Here is a 19,656-nt window from a genome sequence, read left to right on the forward strand (position 1 = left end):
GGGGAGATGCGATTGCCCAGGCTCAAGTATCTGACATGGCGTGAGTTCGGCCGGCGCTTCGTGAAGGAGTTCCAGGAGGACACCGTCACCGACATCGCCGCCCAGCTTTCGTACTACCTGCTCTTCTCGCTGTTCCCGTTCCTCTTCTTCCTCTTCACGCTCGTCGCCTACCTGCCCTTCGCACCGGGCGCGGTGGACGCGATGGTGGACCGCATCCGTCCGCTCGTCCCCGGAGACGCGCTGGAATTGGTGACGGGGCACCTGCAGGCGCTGGTCAATCAGCCCCGGCCCAAGCTGCTGACGGCCGGTCTCGTCATCGCCCTGTGGACGGCGTCGCGCGGCGTGGACGCCCTGCGCAAGGCGCTCAACCTGGCCTACGACGTGCCCGAGTCCCGCCCCATCTGGAAGACGCAGGGACTGGCCATGCTGGTGACGCTCGTCGGCACGCTGCTCATCCCGCTGTCCTTCACCATCTTCCTGCTCGGCGGACGGCTGGGCGCGTGGGTCGCCGACAAGCTGCAACTCACCGACGCGTTCTACTTCGTCTGGTCCTGGCTGCGCTGGCCCTTCACCGCGTCGCTGGTGATGCTGGCGCTCGCGCTCTGCTACTACCTGCTCCCCGACGTGAAGCAGAAGTTCAAGTACATCACCCCCGGCTCCATGCTGGGCACGGGCATCTGGCTGGTGAGCACCTGGGGCTTCACGCAGTACGTGGAGCACTTCGGCAAGTACAACGTCACCTACGGCTCCATCGGCGGCGTCGTGGTGCTGCTGTTGTGGCTCTACATCTCCGGGCTCGTCTTCATCCTCGGCGGCGAAATCAACGCCATCCTCGAGCACGCGTCCGCGGAGGGGAAGGAGAAGGGCGCTCGCGACTTCGACCAGCCCGCGCCGCTGGAGCCGCCCGTGATGACGCCCGGGGCGGCGAAGAGCGCCAGCAGCGCGAAGAAGTCGCGGCTGGCGCGCTTCCGGTGGAAGCGGCGGGTGGCCCGGGGGCAGTCCCCCGAGCCCACCCTTCCGGAGCAGGAGCGCGAGCCCCCCTCCCACCTGCACTGAGGAGCCGCGGGCTACTTCTTGCCCAGCTTCTGCTGGATGGCCGGCAGCCCGCCCGGGCTGTTGTTGCTGCCGCGCAGGTTGTTCTGCGAGATGACCTTCTGCAGGTGCGCGATGCGGTCCTGGTTCGTCGGGTGCGTGCTCAGCCACTTCATGAAGGCCGGCGAGTCCCCCTGCTCCTTCTGCAGCTTCTGGAAGAAGGTGATGAGCCCGCGCGGGTCATAGCCGGCGCCGGACGCGTAGCGGGCGCCGTACTCGTCCGCCTCGGTCTCTTCGCTGCGGCCGTGCGCCAGCATCGTCCCGCCGCCCGCGAGCTGCGCGGCCATGGTCGCCACCGCGCCCGGGTTCTTCCCCAGCGCCGCCTGGGTGACGGCCTGCAGGCCCATCTGGTTGACCATGGCGCGCGCGGAGTGCCGGCCCACCACGTGGCCCGCCTCGTGCGCCATGACGCCGACCAGCTCCGCCTCCGTGTCCGCCGCCAGGATGAGGCCCGTGTAGACGTACAGGTAGCCGCCCGGCGTGGCGAACGCGTTCACCGTCTTCGGGTCGTCGATGACGTTGACCTTCCACTTCACGCCCGGCCGGTCCTTCGTGGCCTGCCGGAGGATGGGCGCGGAGATGCTCTTCACGTAGTCGACGACGGAGGCGTCCTGGACGTACTTGATCTTCTCCTTCGTCTCCAGCTCCGCCTTCACCTGCTTGCCCAGCTCCTCCTCCTGCTCGTCGGAGATGAGGGTGGACGCGATGGCCTTCTCCGCCTGGATGCGCTGCTTCGCGCAGCCCGCGGTGAGGCCCATCGCCAGGGTGAGGCCCAGTACCACCGAGAGGATTCGTTGCATGACCGGGTGTGCCTTTCGTTCCATGGGTTGTTTCGTCGGGAGCGGGCCCGACTCTTGGGCAGCGCCCGCCTCCGGGCAAGCGCCGCGTAGGGCTTCGTCCCCCAAGGACGTGAAGCAGACGGAATCCATCCAAACACGCGGTGACGCCCCAGCCCGCGCCCCCACCGGGGGGGCCGGCGAGCCTTGCGGCACCGGCACCCGGTACGGACTCTTGAAGTTGCGGGTGCCCCGAGCGCGGCGCCCGGGGAGGCGCGGATGTCACGTCCCGTATGGGTGGGCTCGCTGGGCTTCGGCCTGGTGAGCGTCCCGGTGAGGCTCTACAGCGCGGTCAGCCCGAAGCAGGTGCAATTCCACCTGCTGCACGACGCGGACGGCGCCCGCATCCAGAACAAGCGGGTGTGCTCGGCGGACGGCGAGGAGGTGGCCTACGAGCACGTGGTGAAGGGGTACGCGCTCGACGACGGCCGCCACGTGGCGGTGACGCGCGGGGAATTGGAGGCGTTCGACCCGGAATCCAGCCGCGTCATCGAGTTGGAGGACTTCGTGGAGGCGGGGGAGATAGACCCCATCTACTACGACACGCCCTACCACCTGGTCCCCGCGGAAGGGGCCGAGCGCGCGTACTCACTGCTGGTCTCCACGCTGCGCGAGGCGGGCCGCGTGGGCGTTGGCCACTTCGTGCTCTACCAGAAGGGCCACCTGTGCGCGGTGCGGCCCCATGGCCGGGCGCTGCTCCTGTCCACGCTCCACTACGCGGAGGAGGTGGTGTCCCAGGACAGTCTCGCGGAGTTGTCGCACGTGAGCGAGCGGCCGCAGTCGCGCGAACTGGAGGCGGCGCTGCACCTCGTCGAGGCCCGCGCCACGCAGTTCGAGCCCCAGCGCTACCATGACGTCCACCGCGAGCGGCTGCGGGCCTTCATCGAGCGCCGCGCCGCGCGCACCCGTCCGAAGGCAGCGGAGCGGTGGCCCGTCGTGCACGCGGGGGCCACCGCGGGGCCTCCGTCGCAGGGTGATTTGCTCGCGGCGCTGGAGCGGAGCGTGGCCGCGCTCCGGGCCGGTCAGCCGCTGCCGCCGCTGCCCGAGCAGGGCTCGCTGCGACTGCGCCCCCAGGCCTCGGCGCACCAGGTCCGGGAGCGGAGCGGCGGAGGCGAGGCCTCCACGTCCAGCGCCCCGGAGTCCCAGCGGAAGGAGGACGACGGCGGGGAGCCCTCGCCCTGAGCCTCCCGCCGGGCGGGAAGACGACGGACTACTTCAGCCGGCCTTCGCAGGCGTCGTAGTCGATGTTGGAGAAGTACGCGTCCACGTACTTGCCGCGCTCGTTCGCCTTGTAGTCCGGCGTGAAGGCGTGCTCCCACGCGTCCATGATGATGATGGGCTTGAAGCCGGCGATGTTGTTGGTCTCGTGCAGGGTGATCCAGTGGTTGGACAGCCACCCGGTGCGCGGGTCCTGGAACGTCACGGCCCAGCCGATGCCCGGCATGGTGGCCACGGCCTTGAAGTCCGCGAACCAGTTCTCGAAGGAGCCGAAGCTCTCCTCCATGGCCTTCTTCAGCTTCGCCGGCGGCGTGGCGCCCGAGCCACCCGGCTTCATGTTGCCGAAGTAGTACTCGTGGAGGACCATGCCGTTGTACTCGAAGCCCAGCCGGCGGGTCATCTCCGCGTAGGCGGGGTTGGTGCCCGCGGCCTCACCCTTGAGCTGCAGGCCGGAAAGCGTCTCGGTCAGCTTGTTGGTGCGGTTGACGTAACCCTCGTACAGCTTGAAGTGCGTCTCGAGGACGGCGTCGCTGAGCCCCTTGAGGCCCTTGAGCTGCGGGAACTGCATCGGCGCGTACTTCTTCTGCGGAACGTCCGCCATGCTGCCTCCAGAGAATGGGTGGGTGTTGGGTCGGAAGGCCGCCTCATAACGGAGGTGGGGCCTGCCAGCGCGGAGAACTTCACGCCGGTGTGCGCGGTACGACAAGTAAGAAATGCGCACGCCCCGCTCGCGGTGCTATGTGCCGGGGCGGATGCCTGAGCTTCCGGAAGTGGAGATCGCCCGGCGCAACCTGGTGCGCTGGTTCAGCGGCCGGCGCCTCGTCCGCGCCGAGGCCGACGATACCCGCATCTTCCGTGGTGCCGAGCTCCGCCACTTCACCGAGCTGTCCGGCCGGCTGGAGTCCCTCGTCCGCCGGGGCAAGTACCTCCTCTTCGCCTTCGAGGAAGGACGGGGCCTGCTGGGCCACCTGGGGATGACGGGCAAGTTCGTCCGCCGCACGGAAGGGCAGGGCGAGCCGTACAGCCGCGCCCGCTTCCACCTCGATGACGGGCACGTCCTCCACTTCAGTGATCCACGCATGTTCGGCCGGCTGGAGCCCGCCCCCGCCGCCCGGCTGAGGGAGCTGGACGTGGTGAAGGCCCTGGGGAGGGATCCCCTGGCGGACGGCCTCACCGCGGGCCAGCTCGAAAAGGCCGTGGCCCCCTCCCGGCAGCCCCTCAAGGTGGCGCTGCTGGACCAGTCGCGCATCACCGGCCTGGGCAACATCCACGCCGCCGAGGCCCTCTTCCGCGCCGGAATCCACCCCTCCCGGGAGCCCGCCTCCCTCACCCCGGACGAGTGGAAGCGTCTGGTGGGCGCCATCCGGGCCACCATCGACTTCGGCCTGAAGGAGCAGGAGGGGGAGGAGCCGGTGTACCTGGAGGAGGGGCGCTCGGAGAACCCTTTCTTCGTCTACGGCCGGGCCGGGGGCCCATGCTCCCGGTGCGGAACCCCCGTCGAGTCCTTCACCCAGGCCGGCCGCACCACCCACTTCTGTCCGAAATGCCAGCCCCGCTCAGGCGTTCACGCGTCGAAGCCCCGGGCCGGTAAGCGTTGACACCCCCATGTCCCGTGGCTTGAATCGCCCGCCTTTCAGACCCGGCCGCCCCAAGCGGCCCTGGAGAATGTTGCCCATGTCTCACGCCCTGCTGGCGGCGCTGCTCGTCGCTTCGTCCACGGCCACCGCGCAGACGCCGGTGCCCGACGGTAGCGCGCCCGCGCCCGCCGCCACCGAGGCCGCGCCCGCCGCGCCCGCTTCTCCCTCCGCCGAGCCGCCCCCCGCCGCCGCCCAGGGGGACTCCGTCACCCGCGAGGACCTGGACGCCGCCAAGCAGGAGCTGCGCGAGGAGATCCGCGCCGAGGCCGCCAAGCAGTCCGTCGACTCCGGCGAGTGGAACGAGGAGTTCCCCGAGGAGAAGCGCAAGCTGGAGGTCTTCACGCTCGACGGCTACTTCCGCCTGCGTCCCACGCTCTTCTACAAGTTCGACCTGGGCAAGGTGCCGGGCCAGGAGCTCTTCCCGCGCTCGCCGCGCAGCGCCGGGGAGAACACCCAGTCCTTCGCCACCATGCGCCTGCGCCTGGAGCCCGTCTTCAACGTCTCCGAGCAGGTGAGCATCAAGACGGAGATTCTCGGCCTGGACAACGTGGTGCTGGGCTCCCAGCCGGACAACCTCTACCCGGGTGACCAGCACAACCTCTTCGGAGTCTTCTCCGAGAGCCAGGACTCCGCCGTCGACATGCTGGAGGACTCCATCAAGATTCGCCGCGCCTATGGCGAGGTGAAGACGCCGGTGGGCATCCTGCGCTTCGGCCGCATGGGCAGCCAGTGGGGCCTGGGCATGCTGCGCAACGACGGCACCTGCTTCGACTGCGACTACGGCGACACGGTGGACCGCATCCAGTTCGTCACCAACCCCTTCGAGGGCTGGTACGTGACGCCCATGTTCGACTTCAACTCCGAGGGCGTCGTCGACGGGCGCGGCTCGCAGGGCGAGCCGGTGGACCTGACGCAGTCGGACGACAGCCACAGCTGGGTGATTGCCATCGCCCGCCGGGACACCGACGCGGTCATCCGCTCCAAGCTGAACAACAACCAGAGCGTGCTCCAGTACGGCCTGCACTTCACCTACCGCACGCAGAACTGGGAGTACGACGCCAGCACCCAGAATGGCATCGCCACGGGCTTCATCCCCCGCTCCGCTTCGCTCTACATCCCGGACCTGTGGCTGCGGTACGAGGAGCGCAACTGGCGGCTGGAGTTCGAGCTCGCCGGCACGTTCGGCAACATCGGCAACCGCGCCCTGGACGCGGGCAACATCAACGACCCCACGCAGAACCAGAGCCTGCGCGTCGCCCAGTTCGGCGGCGTGGCCCAGGGCGAGGTGAAGGTGGCCAACAACAAGCTGTCGCTCGGCCTGGAGCTGGGCTTCGCGTCGGGCGACAAGGCCCCCGGCTTCGGCAACTACCCGGCCCGCCCCGGCTCCGGCACCAACGGCTTCACCGAGCCGGGTGACTCGGAAGGCCCGCAGTTCCGCTGCGGCTCCGGCGGCTGCTCCGACAACGCCATCCGCAACTTCCGCTTCAACCGCGACTACCGCGTAGACCTCATCCTCTGGCGGGAAATCATCGGCGGCATCACCGACGCGTTCTACGTGCGCCCCTCCGCCAAGTACACGATTACGGAGGGCTTCGACCTGTACGCCCGCCTCATCTACTCGCAGACGCTCTACGCGGAGTCCACCCCGTCCTTCACCAGCAAGGCGCTGGGCGTGGAGGCCAACGTCGGTGCGGACTACAAGACCGAGGACGGCTTCATCGCGGGCGTGGCGTACGGCATCCTGTTCCCGATGAGCGGCCTGCAGGAGTTCGACTCCACGCTGCGCGCCGACCTGGAGACGCCGCAGACCATCCGCGGCTGGCTGGGCATCAGCTTCTAGCCATGCGCCGCGTCCTCCCGTCCGTGTGTGTCGCCACCGGCCTCGCGCTGGTGCTGGTGGCGTGCGGCATCAAGGGCTCGCCGAAGCCGCCGGTGCCGCCGCCCGCGCCTCCCACGGAGACGCAGCCGCCTCCGGAGGACACCTCCCGAGGGCCCCTCGAGCCCTCGGGGCCGTCCGTCTCTCCGATTCCGGACGCGGGTCCCGCCGTCCCGGGCACCGAGCCAACCCAGTGAACCACTTCATCTGGCGCAAGGGCGTGCTGCACGCCGAGGGCGTGCCGCTGCCGGCCATCGCCGAGTCGGTGGGCACGCCCACCTACGTGTACTCCGCGGCCACGCTCACCCGGCACTTCCGGGTGGTGTCGGAGGCGTTCGGCGCCACGCCGCATCTCATCTGCTACTCGGTGAAGGCGAACTCCAACCTCGCCATCCTCCGGCTCTTCGCGGGGCTGGGCGGCGGGTTCGACATCGTCTCCGGCGGCGAGCTGGCCCGGGTGAAGCAGGCGGGCGGCGCGGCGGAGAAGACGGTGTTCGCCGGCGTGGGCAAGACGCAGGAGGAGATGGAGGCGGCGCTGGCCGCGGGCATCCTCCTCTTCAACGTGGAGAGCGCCGAGGAACTGGACGCCCTGGACGCGGTGGGCCGCCGCCTGGGCCGCCGCGCGCCCTTCGCGCTGCGCGTGAATCCGGACGTGGACGCGCGCACGCACCGCTACATCTCCACCGGGCTGAAGACGTCCAAGTTCGGCGTCCCCTTCGAGGAGGCGGTGGCCCTCTACACGCGCGCGAAGAAGCTGAAGGGCGTGCGCGCCGCCGGGCTGGACTGCCACATCGGCTCGCAGCTCACCCAGGCCTCGCCCATGCGCGCGGCCCTCACCAAGGTGGCCGGCCTCTACACGGAGCTGAAGGCGGCCGGGCACCCGCTGGCGTACCTGGACGTGGGCGGCGGCCTGGGGATTACGTACACGGACGAGACGCCTCCCTCTCCCGAGGAGTACGCGCGCACCGTCCTGGACGCGACGAAGGGCACCGGCGCGCACCTGGTGCTGGAGCCGGGCCGGGCGCTGGTGGGCAACGCGGGCGTGCTGCTCACCCGCGTGCTGTACCGGAAGAAGACGCCGGCCAAGCACTTCGTGGTGGTGGACGCGGGCATGAACGACCTCATCCGCCCGGCCCTCTACGAGGCGCACCACGGCTTCCAGCCCCTGGTGAAGCGGCGTGGGAAGGCGGTGGAGGTGGACGTCGTGGGGCCGGTGTGTGAGTCCACGGACGTGCTGGCCAGGGCCCGCTCCCTGGTCCTCCCCCAGGCGGGCGAGCTGTACGCCTTCATGAGTGCCGGGGCTTACGGGATGAGCATGGCTTCCAACTACAACTCCCGTCCCCGCCCGGCCGAAGTCATGGTGGACGGGGAGGCGTGGAGGGTGGTCCGCGAACGGGAGCGGATTGAGGACCTCTGGCGCGGTGAGCGGGCCTGAACATATAAGCGCCGCCATGAGGACCTTCGAAGGCTCCATGACGGCGCTGGCCACCCCGTTCCGCGACGGGGCGTTCGACGAGCAGGCCTACCGGGCCCTGGTGCGCTACCAGATTGAGGGCGGCACCAGCGTCCTCATCCCCATGGGCACCACGGGCGAGTCGGTGACGATGACGCCCGACGAGCGCGCCCGCGCGGTGAAAGTCGCGGTGGAGGAGTCGAAGGGGCGCGCGGCGGTGGTGGGTGGCGCCGGCTCCAACAGCACCGCCGAGGCGATTGAAGGCGTGAAGCGCGTGCGCGAGACGGGCGCGGACGGCACGCTCATCGTCACGCCGTACTACAACAAGCCCACGCAGGCGGGCCTGGTGGAGCACTTCCGCGCCATCGCGCGCGCGCACCCGGGCTTCCCGATTGTCGCCTACAACGTGCCGGGCCGCACCGGCGTGGACCTGCTGCCGGAGACGGTGCAGCAGCTGTGCGACCTCCCCGAGGTCGTGGCCATCAAGGAAGCCACCGGCAGCATGCCCCGCGCGCTCGACATCCTCGAGAAGTGCGGCGAGCGGATGACGCTCCTGTCCGGTGACGACTTCACGGTGCTGCCCTTCATCGCCTGCGGCGGCAAGGGCGTCATCTCCGTGTCCTCGAACGTGGCGCCGCGGATGATGGCGGACCTGGTGGCCCAGGCGCGCGCGGGGAACTTCGCGAAGGCCCGCGACATCCAGTTGCGGATGAACAACCTGCACCGGCTGCTCTTCGTGGAGTCCAGCCCGATTCCGGTGAAGTGGGCGCTGCACCTGATGGGCCTCTTCGGCCCGGAAGTGCGCCTGCCGCTGGTGCAGATGACGGAGCCCAACGCTTCAAAGCTGCGCGACGAGTTGCGCGCGCTGGGGCTGCTCAAGGGCTGAAGGCCCGATTCTCGATAGCTCGCCAGGAGCGCCGGCAACCATGATTCGCACCGTCATCACCGGAGTCACCGGCCGCATGGGCAGCACGTTGCTGCGCCTGGCGCGGGACGCGGAAGACCTGCAGGTGGTGGGCGCCACGGAGCGCCCGGGCGGCGCCGCCGTGGGGCTGGATGCGGGGCTCGCCGCGCGGCAGGGGGCGCTGGAGGTGCAGGTGGTGGACGACCTGGCCAGGGCGCTGGACGCGGCGAAGGCGGACGTCGTCATCGACTTCACCAGCGCCGAGGTGAGCGTGGCCCACGCGAAGGTGTGCGCGGCGCGCGGCGTGGCGCTGGTGGTGGGCTCCACCGGCTTCACGCCGGAGACCACCGCGGCCCTGGCCGGGAGCGCGAAGTCCATCCCCGTGGTGGCCGCGCCCAACATGTCGGTGGGCGTCAACGTGGTGTTCCGCATGGCGGCGGAGCTGGCGCGGGTGCTGGGGCAGGGCTTCGACGTGGAGGTGATGGAGGCGCACCACCGCATGAAGAAGGACGCGCCCAGCGGCACCGCGCTGCGGCTGGCGGAGGTGCTGGCCGGGGCACTGGGGCGCTCGCAGGAGGACCTCACCTTCGCGCGCCACGGCATGGTGGGCGCGCGGCCCGCGAATGAGATTGGCGTGCAGACGCTGCGGGGCGGGGACGTGGTGGGCGAGCACACGGTTTACTTCTTCGGCGAGGGCGAGCGCATCGAGCTCACCCACCGGGCCACCAGTCGGGACCAGTTCGCCCTGGGGGCGCTGCGCGCCGCGCGCTGGGCGGTGGGCCGGGCGCCAGGGCTCTACGACATGGCCGACGTGCTAGGCTTCCAGAGGACCGCATGACGAACGCGCGCTATTGCCGCTTCCTGCACGAGGGCCGTGCGCACCACGGCCGTGTCGAGGGCAACGAGGTGGTGGTCCTCAACGCCGCGCCCTGGGCGGGCGGGAAGGACACGGGCATCCGCCGCTCGCTGGCGGGGCTGACGCTGCTGGTGCCGTCGGACGCATCGAAGGTCGTCTGCATCGGCCAGAACTACCGCAAGCACGCGGAGGAGATGGGCAAGCCCGTCCCGCCCGAGCCGCTCATCTTCATCAAGCCCTCCACCGCCCTCAACGGCATGGGCTCGCCCATCCGCATTCCGAAGGCGAGCCAGGAGGTGCACTACGAGGCGGAGCTGGCGCTCGTCATCGGTGAGCGCGTGCGCAACGCCGACGAGGCGACGGCCGCGCGCGCCATCTGGGGCCTCACCTGCTTCAACGACGTGACGGCGCGAGACATCCAGAAGCGCGAAATCCAGCACACGCGCGCCAAGGGCTACGACACCTTCGCCTGCGCCGGGCCGTGGGCGGTGACGGGCCTGTCCGCCGGAGACTTGCGGATTGTCTGCCGGGTGAACGGGCAGGTGCGCCAGGACAGCCGGACGTCCGACATGATCTTCAGCCCCGCTCGCCTGGTGTCCTTCATCTCCCAGGGAATGACGCTGCTGCCCGGCGACCTGGTGAGCACGGGGACGCCGTCGGGGGTGGGGAAGCTGGAGGCGGGGGACACGGTGGAGGTGGAGGTCGAGGGAATCGGGACCCTGGTCAACCCGGTTGAGATGGAGCCGTGAGCGACACCGTCTATGTGGGGCTGGGTTCCAACGAAGGTGACCGCGAGGCCCACCTCGTTGCCGCCCTGACCGCGCTGTCCCGCATCGACGCGGTGGCGGTGCTGAGCTGTTCCTCTCTCTTCGACAGCGCCCCCGTGGGGCCGCCGCAGCCGCGCTACCTCAACGCCGTGGTGGCGCTGGAGTGCGGCCTGTCGCCCCAGCGGCTGCTGTGCATCCTCCAGCAGATAGAGAAGGACCTGGGGCGCCAGCGCGAGCTGCGCTGGGGGCCGCGCACCATCGACCTGGACATCCTCCTCTGGGAGGGGCAGGTGGTGGCCGACCCGAACCTCCAGGTGCCCCATCTGGAGCTGCACAAGCGCCGCTTCGCGCTCGAACCGCTGGCCGAGCTGGCCCCGGAGCAGAAGCATCCGGTGATGGGCGCCACGGTGAAGGAGCTCCTCGGGAAACTCGCCCCGCAGGATGTCCGCAGGAGCGAGGCCACCTGGTGGCCCGATGCGAGCTACTCGAGCAACGACTCATGAACCTGTCCCTTGCCCTGGCCACCGCGGCGCTGCTTGCCGCCGAGCCGACGAATCTTCCCCCCGGTCACCCGACCGTCCCCCCGGGGACCACGGCGTCGCCCGCCCGCTCGCCCGCCGCCGCTCCTGGCGCCAGCGCCCTTCCCGAGGGGCACCCGCAGGTGGACGGCGCGCAGCCCGGCGCCGCGGCACCCACGGGGGCGCTGCCCGAGGGCCACCCGCCCATGTCGGGCACCGGCCGCGCGCCGCCGTCCGCGGACGAGCTGCTGCGCCAGCTCGACTCCACGGAGGGGCTGCGTGACAGGGAGAAGACCTTCGAAATCGCCTCGTCGCTGGGGCGGCTCTACTACGTGAACGGCCGCAACACGGACGCCGTCATCTATCTCTTGCAGGCGGAGGCGCGGGCGAGGCCGGCGCGGGATTTGTTTCTCGCGCAGCGCAAGAAGCTGGGCAAGGCGGCCGTCCCGTCATCGGCGGCCGCGGGCTGCGGCTTCTCGGCGGGCACGTCGGTGGAGGACATGACGGCGGCGGCGCAGGAGCGCGCGAAGAAGGGCGACACCGCGGGCGCGGCGGCCTGTGCGCGCGCGGCGCTGGCGCCGGTGCTGGACGTGGAGATGATGCGGGCGAACGCGCTCTTCCTCTCTGGTGATCTGGACGGCGCGCTGGCGGCGTACGCGGCGGTGCTGGAGGTGGAGCCCACGCACGAGGAGGCCCTGTACTCGCGCTCGGCGCTTTTGTTCGAGACGAAGGGCGAGGACGTGGCCGCGCTGAAGCAGGCGCGCGCGGGCTTCGACGCCATGGTGGCCGCGCACCCGGATTCGCAGCGGGCGCCCATGGCGAAGCGGATGAGCACGCTCGCGGAGGAGACGGTGAAGGCCGGCGGCCGGAAGAAGCTGCTCGCCTCGCGCGCGGAGGACCGGCGCATCCGGCTGTCGCAGGCGGCCGCGGCCCCCGCGGACGCGCCGCGCCCGCTGTCGCAGGAGGCCATCGACGCCGTGCAGAACACCGAGCGCACGCCGGAGCTGGAGCAGGGCCTGGCGAAGCTGGTGGACGAGGGCGAGGAGCACCTGTCCAAGGGCCGCTACCAGGAGGCGCTCGCCAACTACACGCGCGTGGTGCCCTTCCAGCCGGAGAACGGGCGCGCGAAGGCGGGCATGGCGTGGGCGCTGGTGGGCCTGGGCCGTCCCATGGCCGCGCGCGTGTGGGGCGTCGCCGTGCAGGCCGACCCGGCCGCGGTGGAGAAGCTGGGCGACACGCTCAAGAGCAAGGGCGACGAGAAGGGCGCGAAGGCGCTCTGGGAGAAGCTCGCCGCCGACGCTCCGAACTACCCCAACAAGGCGGCCTTGCAGGCCAAGCTGGGGCAGTAGCGCACCGGTAGCGGGGCCCGAGGCGGGCCGCACGGCGCGGCGCTTCCGTCCGGAGCGCCGGAGTGCTGGCCGCTGGCGTTTGCGAGGGACGCCAGCCCCCGCGGGTCAGACGAACTTCGCGGCCAGCAAATCCTGCACGTCGAGCAGGCCCACGGCGTGGCCTTCCGCGTCCACGACGGGGAGCTGGTCCACCTTCAGCTCGCGCATCTGCGCGGTGGCGGTGAGCACCAGCGTCTCCGGCGTCACGCAGCGCGGGTGCTTGCCCATGACGTCGCGCACCGGAATGGTGAAGTCGGTGAGGCCGCCCTCCACGCGGCGGCGCAAGTCGCCGTCGGTGAAGATGCCCACCAGCATCCCGGCCTTGTCCACCACGCACGCGGCGCCCGGCCGGCCCGGCGTCTTCGTCATCACGCCCACCACCTGCGACAGCGGTGCGGTGTCCAGCACCAGCGGGTTGGCGGGGCCGCTGCGCATCAACTCGAACACCCGCTGCACGGAGCGCCCCAGCTTCCCGCCCGGGTGCAAGAGCGCGTAGTCCTCCGTGCCGAAGGGCCGCGAGCGCAGCACCGCCATGGCCAGCGCGTCTCCCAGCGCATGCAGCGCCGCGGTGGACGCGGTGGGCACCAGCCCCATGGGGCAGGCCTCTTCAATGGGCCCGATGTCCAGCACCAGCTCCGCGCCACGCGCGAGTGGGCTCTCCGCGTCGCCGGTGAGGGCGATGACGGGCGTGGCCATGCGCTTGAAGGCGGGCAGCAGCCGCACCAGCTCCTCGGTGGAGCCGCTGTTGGACAGGGCGAGGATGACGTCCCCGCGCCCCACGCGGCCCAGGTCTCCGTGCACCGCTTCCGCCGGGTGCAGGTACACCGAGCGGATGCCCGTGGACGCCAGCGTGGCGGACAGCTTCTGGCCGATGTGGCCCGCCTTCCCCATGCCGGTGACGACCACCTGGCCCGTGCACTCGCGCACCAACGTCACGGCGCGGAGGAACGCGTCGCCCAGGCGCTCCGTGACGTTGAGGATGGCGCGGGCCTCGGCCTCCAGCACGCCCCTCGCGTAGGCGAGCGTGGCCTCGGCGTCAGAGGCAGGAGCCTGGGCAGGGCGGCCGGGGAGGGCGCGCAGGCGGGGCTTCTTGGCGGCGGAGCGGGGGGCGCGGGCCATGGTGTTGGCCGGACCTTCTACACGCCACCCTCCACGGTGGCCACCCTTGACGCGTGGGGGGGCATCGGTTACGCGCCTGCTCGCCTGGGCTTTTCGTCCCGGCTACATCCACCTTCATTCAATCGCAGGTTCTTTCCCAGGAGAGGGGACGAGATGAAGTTCTTCATCGACACCGCCGACGTCGAGGAGATCCGCAAGGCCCATGCAATGGGCTGCGTGGACGGCGTCACCACCAACCCGTCGCTCCTCGCCAAGGTGGGGCGGCCCCTGGAGGAGACCATCCGGGAAATCTGCTCCATCGTGGACGGGCCCATCAGCGCCGAGTGCGTCTCGCTGGAGGCGGACGAGCTCGTGAAGGAAGGCCGCGGCCTCGCGAAGATTCACGACAACGTCGTCGTGAAGGTTCCCATGGGCGTGGAGGGCATGAAGGCCGTCAAGGTGTTCACCGCCGAGGGCATCCGCACCAACGTCACGCTCTGCTTCTCCGCCAACCAGGCCCTGCTGGCCGCCAAGGCGGGCGCCACGTACATCTCGCCCTTCGTGGGCCGGCTGGACGACATCTCCCAGGACGGCATGGAGCTCATCTCCAACATCCTGGAGATCTACCGGAACTACGACTTCACCACGCAGGTGCTGGTGGCCAGCGTGCGCAACCCCGTGCACGTCCTCCAGGCCGCCCGCATGGGCGCGGACGTGGCCACGCTGCCCTTCAGCGTCATCGCCCAGCTGGCCCAGCACCCGCTCACCGACGCGGGCATCAAGAAGTTCCTGGCCGACTGGGAGAAGGTTCCCAAGGCCTCCAAGCCCCAGGCGGGGAAGTAGCCCGCCCGGCTCCCGGACGGGCCTCGTCCCTTCGGGAGCCACCCCAGGGGTGTGGGAGCAACTCCTCCCCACCCCGGGCAGCGCATGGGACTGGCGATTTCGCGGCGCGGCATGTATTCGTTGACTTCCGAATCAACGAGCAGCCCGAGTCACGAGGAATCGCATGGAATTCCAGCTCACCGACGCCCAGCGCGCACTCCAGGAAGCGGCGCGCAAGTACGCCCGCGAGGTGGTGCGCCCCAAGGCCGCGCACTACGACGAGACGGCCACCTTCCCCAGGGACCTGTTGTCCACCGCGTGGGAGTTGGGCCTGTTGAACATGGCCATCCCCTCCGAGTACGGCGGCGTGGGCCTGTCCCACCTGGAGCAGGTCATCGTCGCGGAGGAGCTGAGCTGGGGCTGTGCCGGCGTGGCGACGTCCATCATCGCCAACGACCTGGCCAACCTGCCCATCATCCTCCACGGCACCGAGGACCAGAAGAAGCGCCTGCTGGGCCACTTCTCCGAGCGGGTGAAGTTCTCGTCCTTCTGCCTCACGGAGCCGGAGGCGGGCAGCGACGTGGCCAACATGCAGACCACCGCGCGCCGCGAGGGGGACCACTACGTCCTCAACGGCGCCAAGTGCTTCATCACCAACGGCGGCCAGGCCGAGCAGTACACGGTGTTCGCGACGCTGGACAAGGCGAAGAAGCACAAGGGGATTACGTGCTTCGTGGTGGAGGGCCGTCCCAAGGGCCTGACCCCCAGCAAGCACGAGAACAAGATGGGCCAGCGCGCCAGCGAGACGGTGTCGCTGACCTTCGAGGACGTGCGCGTCCCGGTGGCCAACCGCATCGGTGAAGAGGGCCAGGGCTTCGCCGTGGCCATGGCCACGCTGGACAACAGCCGCCCGCTCACCGCCATGTTCTCCGTGGGCATCGCCCGCGCCGCGCTCGAGTACTCCATGGAGTACGCCAGCCAGCGCAAGACGTTCGGCAAGCCCATCATCGAGCACCAGGCCATCCAGTTCATGATCGCCGACATGGCCATGAACACCCACGCGGCCCGCATGCTCACCTACGAGAGCGCGTGGCTCCTGGACGAGGGCAAGCGCAACACCCTCCAGTCCAGCTACGCCAAGAGCTTCGCCGCGGACATGGCCATGAAGGTCGCCACCGACGCGGTGCAGGTCTACGGCGGCTACGGCTACATCAAGGACTACCCCGTGGAGAAGCTGATGCGCGACGCCAAGCTCATCCAGGTCTACGAGGGCACCAGCCAGGTCCAGCGGCTCGTCATCGCTCGCGAACTGTTCAAGTAGAAAAGCGGAACTGGGGCCGGCGGCCGTTTCCCGTTGCCGCCGTGACTCCCGGATGCCTATTAACCCTGACTGTTCGCGCGCCGCGTCAACCCGGCCCTCGCGGACTGTTTCGCAGACTTCAATCGTCTCCCGGTAAGGAGAAGCACCACCGTGAAGATCCTCGTCACCGCCAAGCGCGTGGAAGACCCCGAGTCGAAGATCAAGGTCAAGCCGGATGGCTCGGGCATCGTGCAGGAGGGGCTCAAGTACAAGATCAACCCCTTCGACGAGATTGGTGTCGAAGAGGGGCTGCGCCTCGTCGCGAAGCACCAGGGCGAAGTCGTCGTGGTGTCCATTGGCGGCAAGGAGGTGCAGGAGCAGCTCCGGCACGCCCTGGCCATGGGCGCCCACCGCGCGGTGTGGGTGAACCACACCGGCCCCCTGGACCAGCTCGGCATCGCCGGCCTGCTCCAGAAGGTCGTGGAGAAGGAGAAGCCGGACATGGTCGTCCTCGGCAAGCAGTCCATCGACGATGACCAGAACCAGGTGGGCCAGTACCTCGCCGAGTTCCTCGGCTGGGGCCAGGCGACGTTCGCCTCCAAGGTGGAGTCGCTGGAGAGCGAGCAGGAGAAGAACAAGGTGCCCGCGCTCGTCGTCGGCGCCGACGGCAAGACGGTGCGCGTGGTTCGCGAAGTGGACAACGGGCTGGCCACGCTGGAGTGCCAGCTGCCCGCCATCGTCACCACCGACCTGCGCCTCAACCAGCCGCGCTACGCCAGCCTCCCCGGCATCATGAAGGCCAAGAGCAAGCCGATTGAGGAGCTGACGCCGGCCAAGCTGGGCGTGGACGTCACGCCGGCCATCCAGGTGCTGAAGATGTCGGCCCCTCCCGCGCGCAAGGCGGGCATCAAGGTCGCCGACGTGCCGGCCCTGGTGGAGAAGCTCCACAACGAGGCGAAGGTCGTCTGATTCGAACCCGGATTCGAACCTCTTAGAGATTACGGAGTCACGCAGATGCCAATCGTTCTCATCATCGCCGAGCAGCAGCCGGACGGGCACCTTCGCAAGGCCACCTTCAACGCCATTGGCGCCGGCAAGCAGCTGGCCGACAAGGCCGGTGGCGAGCTTCATGTCGCCCTGGTGGGCAAGGACCCCGGCAAGGTCGCCGACGAGCTCAAGGGCTACGGCGCCAAGGCCGTGCACGTGGGCGCCGCCGCCGAGCTGGAGCACTACCTCGCCGAGACGTACGCCCCGGCCCTGGCCGCGCTGGCCCAGGAGCTGAAGGCGGACTACGTGGGCATGGCCTCCACGGCGCAGGGCAAGGACCTGATGCCGCGTCTGGCCGCGCGCCTGCGCGCCGCCATGGCCACGGACGTCATGGCCTTCAACGGCGGCGGGGCCGACGTCACCTTCAGCCGCCCCATGTGGGCCGGCAACGTCTTCGCCGAGGTGAAGCTCACCACGCCGGTGAAGGTGTTCACCCTGCGCGCCACCGAGTTCACCGCCGCCCAGGGTGGCCAGGGCGCCGCCGAGGTGAAGACCTTCACCCCGAAGGTGGAGGCCTCCAAGACGAAGTTCGTCGACTTCAAGGAAGTGAAGAGCGCCCGCCCCGAGCTGACCGAGGCGCGCGTGGTGGTCTCCGGCGGCCGCGGCACCAAGGGCGACTTCAAGGAGATTGAGGCGCTGGCGGACGAGCTGGGCGCCGCGGTGGGCGCGTCCCGCGCGGTGTGCGACGCGGGCTGGGTGCCCAACGACTTGCAGGTCGGCCAGACGGGCAAGGTGGTGGCTCCGGCGCTCTACATCGCGGCCGGCATCAGCGGCGCCATCCAGCACCTGGCGGGCATGAAGAGCTCGAAGACCATCGTCGCCATCAACAAGGACCCCGAGGCCCCCATCTTCCAGGTGGCGGACTACGGCATCGTGGCGGACCTCTTCAAGGTCCTGCCCGAGCTGCGCACCGAGCTGGCCAAGCTGAAGTAGCCAGCCGCCGGTACGCCGGTTCCGAATCACGAGGGGCGGACGTGGGGACTCTCCCCGCGCCGCCCCTTCGCTTTGGGGCTACAGCTCGATGTCGCTGTCGCCCTTCTGCTTCCCGTGCTCGTTGGGCGCGTCCGAGTCCCGACCGGGCGGCTCGGCGCCGAAGGGCGGCTCCGGAGGGACGGGCGGCTTCGGCGTGGGGGGCGGCATCCCGTCCTCCCCGGGCTCGTCACCGGGTTCTTCTCCGGGCCCGTCACCGGGCTCATCTCCAGGCTCGTCTTCACCGGGCTCCGCGGAGGGCGCGTCGTCCCGCAGGTCGATGACGGTGCCGTCCTCCACCTCCACGGCGAGCTTGCGGTAGTGCCACTCCGCGCCGCCCTCGGACTGCTCCGCGTCCACCTGCAGCGTGCCGTCCGCCTTGGGGCCGTCGAGGGGAATGGTGAAGCGGGCCTCGGTGCGGCCGTTGTTCGAGCTTACGGAGGACTGCCTCGGCAGCCCGGGGTCGATGGGCGCGCCGAGCGCGCGCTGCACCTCCGCATCGCCGGTGGCCATCGCCACCGCCTCCGTGTACGCCCCCATCTTCGACAGCGACGAGAAGCCCGCATAGGCGAGGACGGCGCCCAGGCAGCCACACGAGGCCACGATGCCCAGGCACCCCACGGGGACCATCCACTTCCAGTTGCGACTCCACCAGCCCCGCTGGGGCACCAGGGAACCCTCGGGCACCGTGTCCATGGACTCGTCCTTCCTTCGTGCGCACAGATGACAGGCGCGGGAACCCCCTCATATCGGGCCCGGGCGGGGCGCGGTAGAAACCCGCACGGGCCGGTGTCAGCCACGAAATTCGAAGGCCAGGGACATGTCGTCTCGGAAAACCCCTTCCACCGAAGTCCTGCTGGGTGTGCTGGAGGCGCTGCCTCCCGGGCAGCGGCTGTGGGTGCACGGCGTGGGCGGCAGCCTCCACCCCCTGCTGCGCGCCGGGGACGCGGTGCGCGTGCTGCGCTGCGGGCCCGGCGCCCTGGCGCGGGGGGATGTGGCGCTCCTGAGGCAGGGCCGCAAGCTGGTGGCGCACGTGGTGGTGTCCACTCGCCCATGGCGGACGGCCCCGCTGCTGGGGGGCGCGGACACGCCGGCCGGGGTGACGCTGGGACGGGTGGTGGCGGTGAAGCGCGGGGAATGGGTGGTACCGCTGCCCCGGCCCTTCCGGCCGGCGTTGTGGATGACGCAGCGGACGCTGGCGGCGGTGTGGGCGAGGCCTGGAGGCCGGGTAGTCTACCGGCGCGTGCGGGACTTCTTCTTCTCCGGCTGGTCGAGACCCTTCCGGCGCCGGTTGGTGGGGCCGCTGGAGGTGCGGCTGCTGCGGGCCGGAGACCTGGACGCGCTGCTCGCCTTCGCGGGTGAGCGGCTGGTGGTGTCCACCAGCTTCCTGCGCCGCCAGCTCCGCGAGCGGTGGGGGCTGGACGCGCCCGCCCGGCGTGGGGCCGCCGCCGGGGCCTTCGACGCGGAGGGGCGCATGCGCGGCTTCGCCTGGGTGGACGCGTACCGCCAGGAGGCGCTGCCGCTGGACGGTGTCTGGGTGCGCTCCCTCGTGGTGGCGCCCCAGGTCCGGCGCATGGGCGTGGCCACCCGGCTGCTGGGCTGCCTGCTGGACGAGGCGCGGCGCCAGGGCGAGGTCCGCGTCCAGGCGGACGTGGACGATGACAACACCGCCTCGCTGCAGACCTTCGCGAGGCTGGGCTTCCGGCCCGCGCCCGCGGAGCTGACCCGGCAGGCGAACGAGGCGTGGGACGCGGCGGGTCGGGCCAAGGCCCTGGTGGTCCTGGAGCGGGAACTGGCGCAGTGACGGGGCGGGGGTTGCGTTATTCCCTCGGGTAGGCCAGATGCTCGGCGTCACCTTCTTCTTCATCCCGTAGC

The 19,656-nt window shown here is 70.3% G+C and carries 20 protein-coding genes; 16 read left to right on the plus strand and 4 right to left on the minus strand.

Features of this window, described 5'->3' with window-relative positions; translation table 11 throughout:
* Window positions 1-6: 6 nt before the first annotated feature.
* Entirely contained in the window at window positions 7-1,056 is a 1,050-nt protein-coding gene (locus OV427_RS32255; RefSeq protein ID WP_267860047.1) for a YihY/virulence factor BrkB family protein, read from the plus strand.
* An 11-nt stretch (window positions 1,057-1,067) separates the two neighbouring features.
* On the opposite strand, the gene OV427_RS32260 is transcribed toward OV427_RS32255, so the two are convergent.
* Window positions 1,068-1,892, minus strand: coding sequence for a M48 family metallopeptidase (locus OV427_RS32260; protein ID WP_267860048.1), 825 nt, complete (start codon window positions 1,890-1,892; stop codon window positions 1,068-1,070).
* A gap of 255 nt (window positions 1,893-2,147) precedes the next feature.
* Here OV427_RS32260 and OV427_RS32265 point away from each other — a divergent pair, with 255 nt between their 5' ends.
* On the plus strand, window positions 2,148-3,110 hold the full coding sequence (locus OV427_RS32265; RefSeq protein WP_267860049.1) for a Ku protein: 963 nt from the start codon (window positions 2,148-2,150) through the stop codon (window positions 3,108-3,110).
* A gap of 28 nt (window positions 3,111-3,138) precedes the next feature.
* On the opposite strand, the gene OV427_RS32270 is transcribed toward OV427_RS32265, so the two are convergent.
* Entirely contained in the window at window positions 3,139-3,747 is a 609-nt protein-coding gene (locus OV427_RS32270; RefSeq protein WP_163998115.1) for a superoxide dismutase, read from the minus strand.
* A 151-nt stretch (window positions 3,748-3,898) separates the two neighbouring features.
* Between OV427_RS32270 and mutM the strand changes: the two genes are divergently transcribed.
* The 9 genes from mutM (at window position 3,899) to OV427_RS32315 (ending at window position 12,506) form a co-directional block, all read left to right on the plus strand.
* On the plus strand, window positions 3,899-4,744 hold the full coding sequence (gene mutM / locus OV427_RS32275; RefSeq protein ID WP_267860050.1) for a bifunctional DNA-formamidopyrimidine glycosylase/DNA-(apurinic or apyrimidinic site) lyase: 846 nt from the start codon (window positions 3,899-3,901) through the stop codon (window positions 4,742-4,744).
* A gap of 76 nt (window positions 4,745-4,820) precedes the next feature.
* Complete coding sequence (locus OV427_RS32280; protein ID WP_267860051.1) at window positions 4,821-6,623, plus strand: TIGR04551 family protein; 1,803 nt, start codon at window positions 4,821-4,823, stop codon at window positions 6,621-6,623.
* Between the two features lie 2 nt (window positions 6,624-6,625).
* Window positions 6,626-6,856 (plus strand): hypothetical protein, encoded by a 231-nt coding sequence (locus OV427_RS32285; protein ID WP_267860052.1) that lies wholly within the window; start codon window positions 6,626-6,628, stop codon window positions 6,854-6,856.
* Window positions 6,853-8,094, plus strand: coding sequence for a diaminopimelate decarboxylase (gene lysA / locus OV427_RS32290; protein ID WP_267860053.1), 1,242 nt, complete (start codon window positions 6,853-6,855; stop codon window positions 8,092-8,094). The genes OV427_RS32285 and lysA overlap by 4 nt, the downstream gene beginning before the upstream one ends.
* A gap of 16 nt (window positions 8,095-8,110) precedes the next feature.
* Window positions 8,111-8,998 (plus strand): 4-hydroxy-tetrahydrodipicolinate synthase, encoded by an 888-nt coding sequence (gene dapA / locus OV427_RS32295; RefSeq protein ID WP_267860054.1) that lies wholly within the window; start codon window positions 8,111-8,113, stop codon window positions 8,996-8,998.
* A 40-nt stretch (window positions 8,999-9,038) separates the two neighbouring features.
* Window positions 9,039-9,854 carry a 4-hydroxy-tetrahydrodipicolinate reductase gene (gene dapB / locus OV427_RS32300; protein ID WP_267860055.1) on the plus strand — a complete coding sequence of 272 codons (816 nt, stop codon included), beginning with the start codon at window positions 9,039-9,041 and terminating at the stop codon, window positions 9,852-9,854.
* Complete coding sequence (locus tag OV427_RS32305; RefSeq protein WP_267860056.1) at window positions 9,851-10,621, plus strand: fumarylacetoacetate hydrolase family protein; 771 nt, start codon at window positions 9,851-9,853, stop codon at window positions 10,619-10,621. The genes dapB and OV427_RS32305 overlap by 4 nt, the downstream gene beginning before the upstream one ends.
* The gene (folK, locus tag OV427_RS32310) at window positions 10,618-11,142 is read left to right on the plus strand and encodes a 2-amino-4-hydroxy-6-hydroxymethyldihydropteridine diphosphokinase (protein WP_267860057.1); all 525 of its coding nucleotides are present in this window, start codon (window positions 10,618-10,620) and stop codon (window positions 11,140-11,142) included. Before OV427_RS32305 ends, folK begins: the two co-directional genes overlap by 4 nt.
* Window positions 11,139-12,506, plus strand: coding sequence for a tetratricopeptide repeat protein (locus tag OV427_RS32315; RefSeq protein ID WP_267860058.1), 1,368 nt, complete (start codon window positions 11,139-11,141; stop codon window positions 12,504-12,506). The genes folK and OV427_RS32315 overlap by 4 nt, the downstream gene beginning before the upstream one ends.
* A 105-nt stretch (window positions 12,507-12,611) precedes the next feature.
* On the opposite strand, the gene OV427_RS32320 is transcribed toward OV427_RS32315, so the two are convergent.
* Window positions 12,612-13,664, minus strand: coding sequence for a KpsF/GutQ family sugar-phosphate isomerase (locus OV427_RS32320; RefSeq protein ID WP_267860059.1), 1,053 nt, complete (start codon window positions 13,662-13,664; stop codon window positions 12,612-12,614).
* Window positions 13,665-13,817: 153 nt separating this feature from the next.
* Between OV427_RS32320 and fsa the strand changes: the two genes are divergently transcribed.
* The 4 genes from fsa to OV427_RS32340 all read left to right on the plus strand — a co-directional run bounded on the left by fsa (window position 13,818) and on the right by OV427_RS32340 (window position 17,745).
* Window positions 13,818-14,486 carry a fructose-6-phosphate aldolase gene (gene fsa, locus OV427_RS32325; RefSeq protein WP_267860060.1) on the plus strand — a complete coding sequence of 223 codons (669 nt, stop codon included), beginning with the start codon at window positions 13,818-13,820 and terminating at the stop codon, window positions 14,484-14,486.
* A 163-nt stretch (window positions 14,487-14,649) separates the two neighbouring features.
* A complete protein-coding gene (locus tag OV427_RS32330) occupies window positions 14,650-15,786 on the plus strand; it encodes an acyl-CoA dehydrogenase family protein (RefSeq protein ID WP_267860061.1) in 1,137 nt (378 codons plus the stop codon).
* Window positions 15,787-15,936: 150 nt separating this feature from the next.
* A complete protein-coding gene (locus OV427_RS32335; RefSeq protein WP_267860062.1) occupies window positions 15,937-16,734 on the plus strand; it encodes an electron transfer flavoprotein subunit beta/FixA family protein in 798 nt (265 codons plus the stop codon).
* A 45-nt stretch (window positions 16,735-16,779) separates the two neighbouring features.
* Window positions 16,780-17,745 (plus strand): electron transfer flavoprotein subunit alpha/FixB family protein, encoded by a 966-nt coding sequence (locus tag OV427_RS32340; RefSeq protein WP_267860063.1) that lies wholly within the window; start codon window positions 16,780-16,782, stop codon window positions 17,743-17,745.
* Window positions 17,746-17,823: 78 nt separating this feature from the next.
* Here OV427_RS32340 and OV427_RS32345 read toward each other — a convergent pair whose 3' ends face one another.
* Window positions 17,824-18,477, minus strand: a complete 654-nt coding sequence (locus OV427_RS32345; RefSeq protein WP_267860064.1) for a cytochrome c oxidase assembly factor Coa1 family protein — start codon at window positions 18,475-18,477, stop codon at window positions 17,824-17,826.
* A 124-nt stretch (window positions 18,478-18,601) separates the two neighbouring features.
* Between OV427_RS32345 and OV427_RS32350 the strand changes: the two genes are divergently transcribed.
* Entirely contained in the window at window positions 18,602-19,585 is a 984-nt protein-coding gene (locus tag OV427_RS32350) for a GNAT family N-acetyltransferase (RefSeq protein ID WP_267860065.1), read from the plus strand.
* The last annotated feature ends 71 nt before the right edge of the window (window positions 19,586-19,656 follow it).

It is taken from the genome of Pyxidicoccus sp. MSG2 (genome assembly GCF_026626705.1).
Lineage (GTDB): Bacteria > Myxococcota > Myxococcia > Myxococcales > Myxococcaceae > Myxococcus.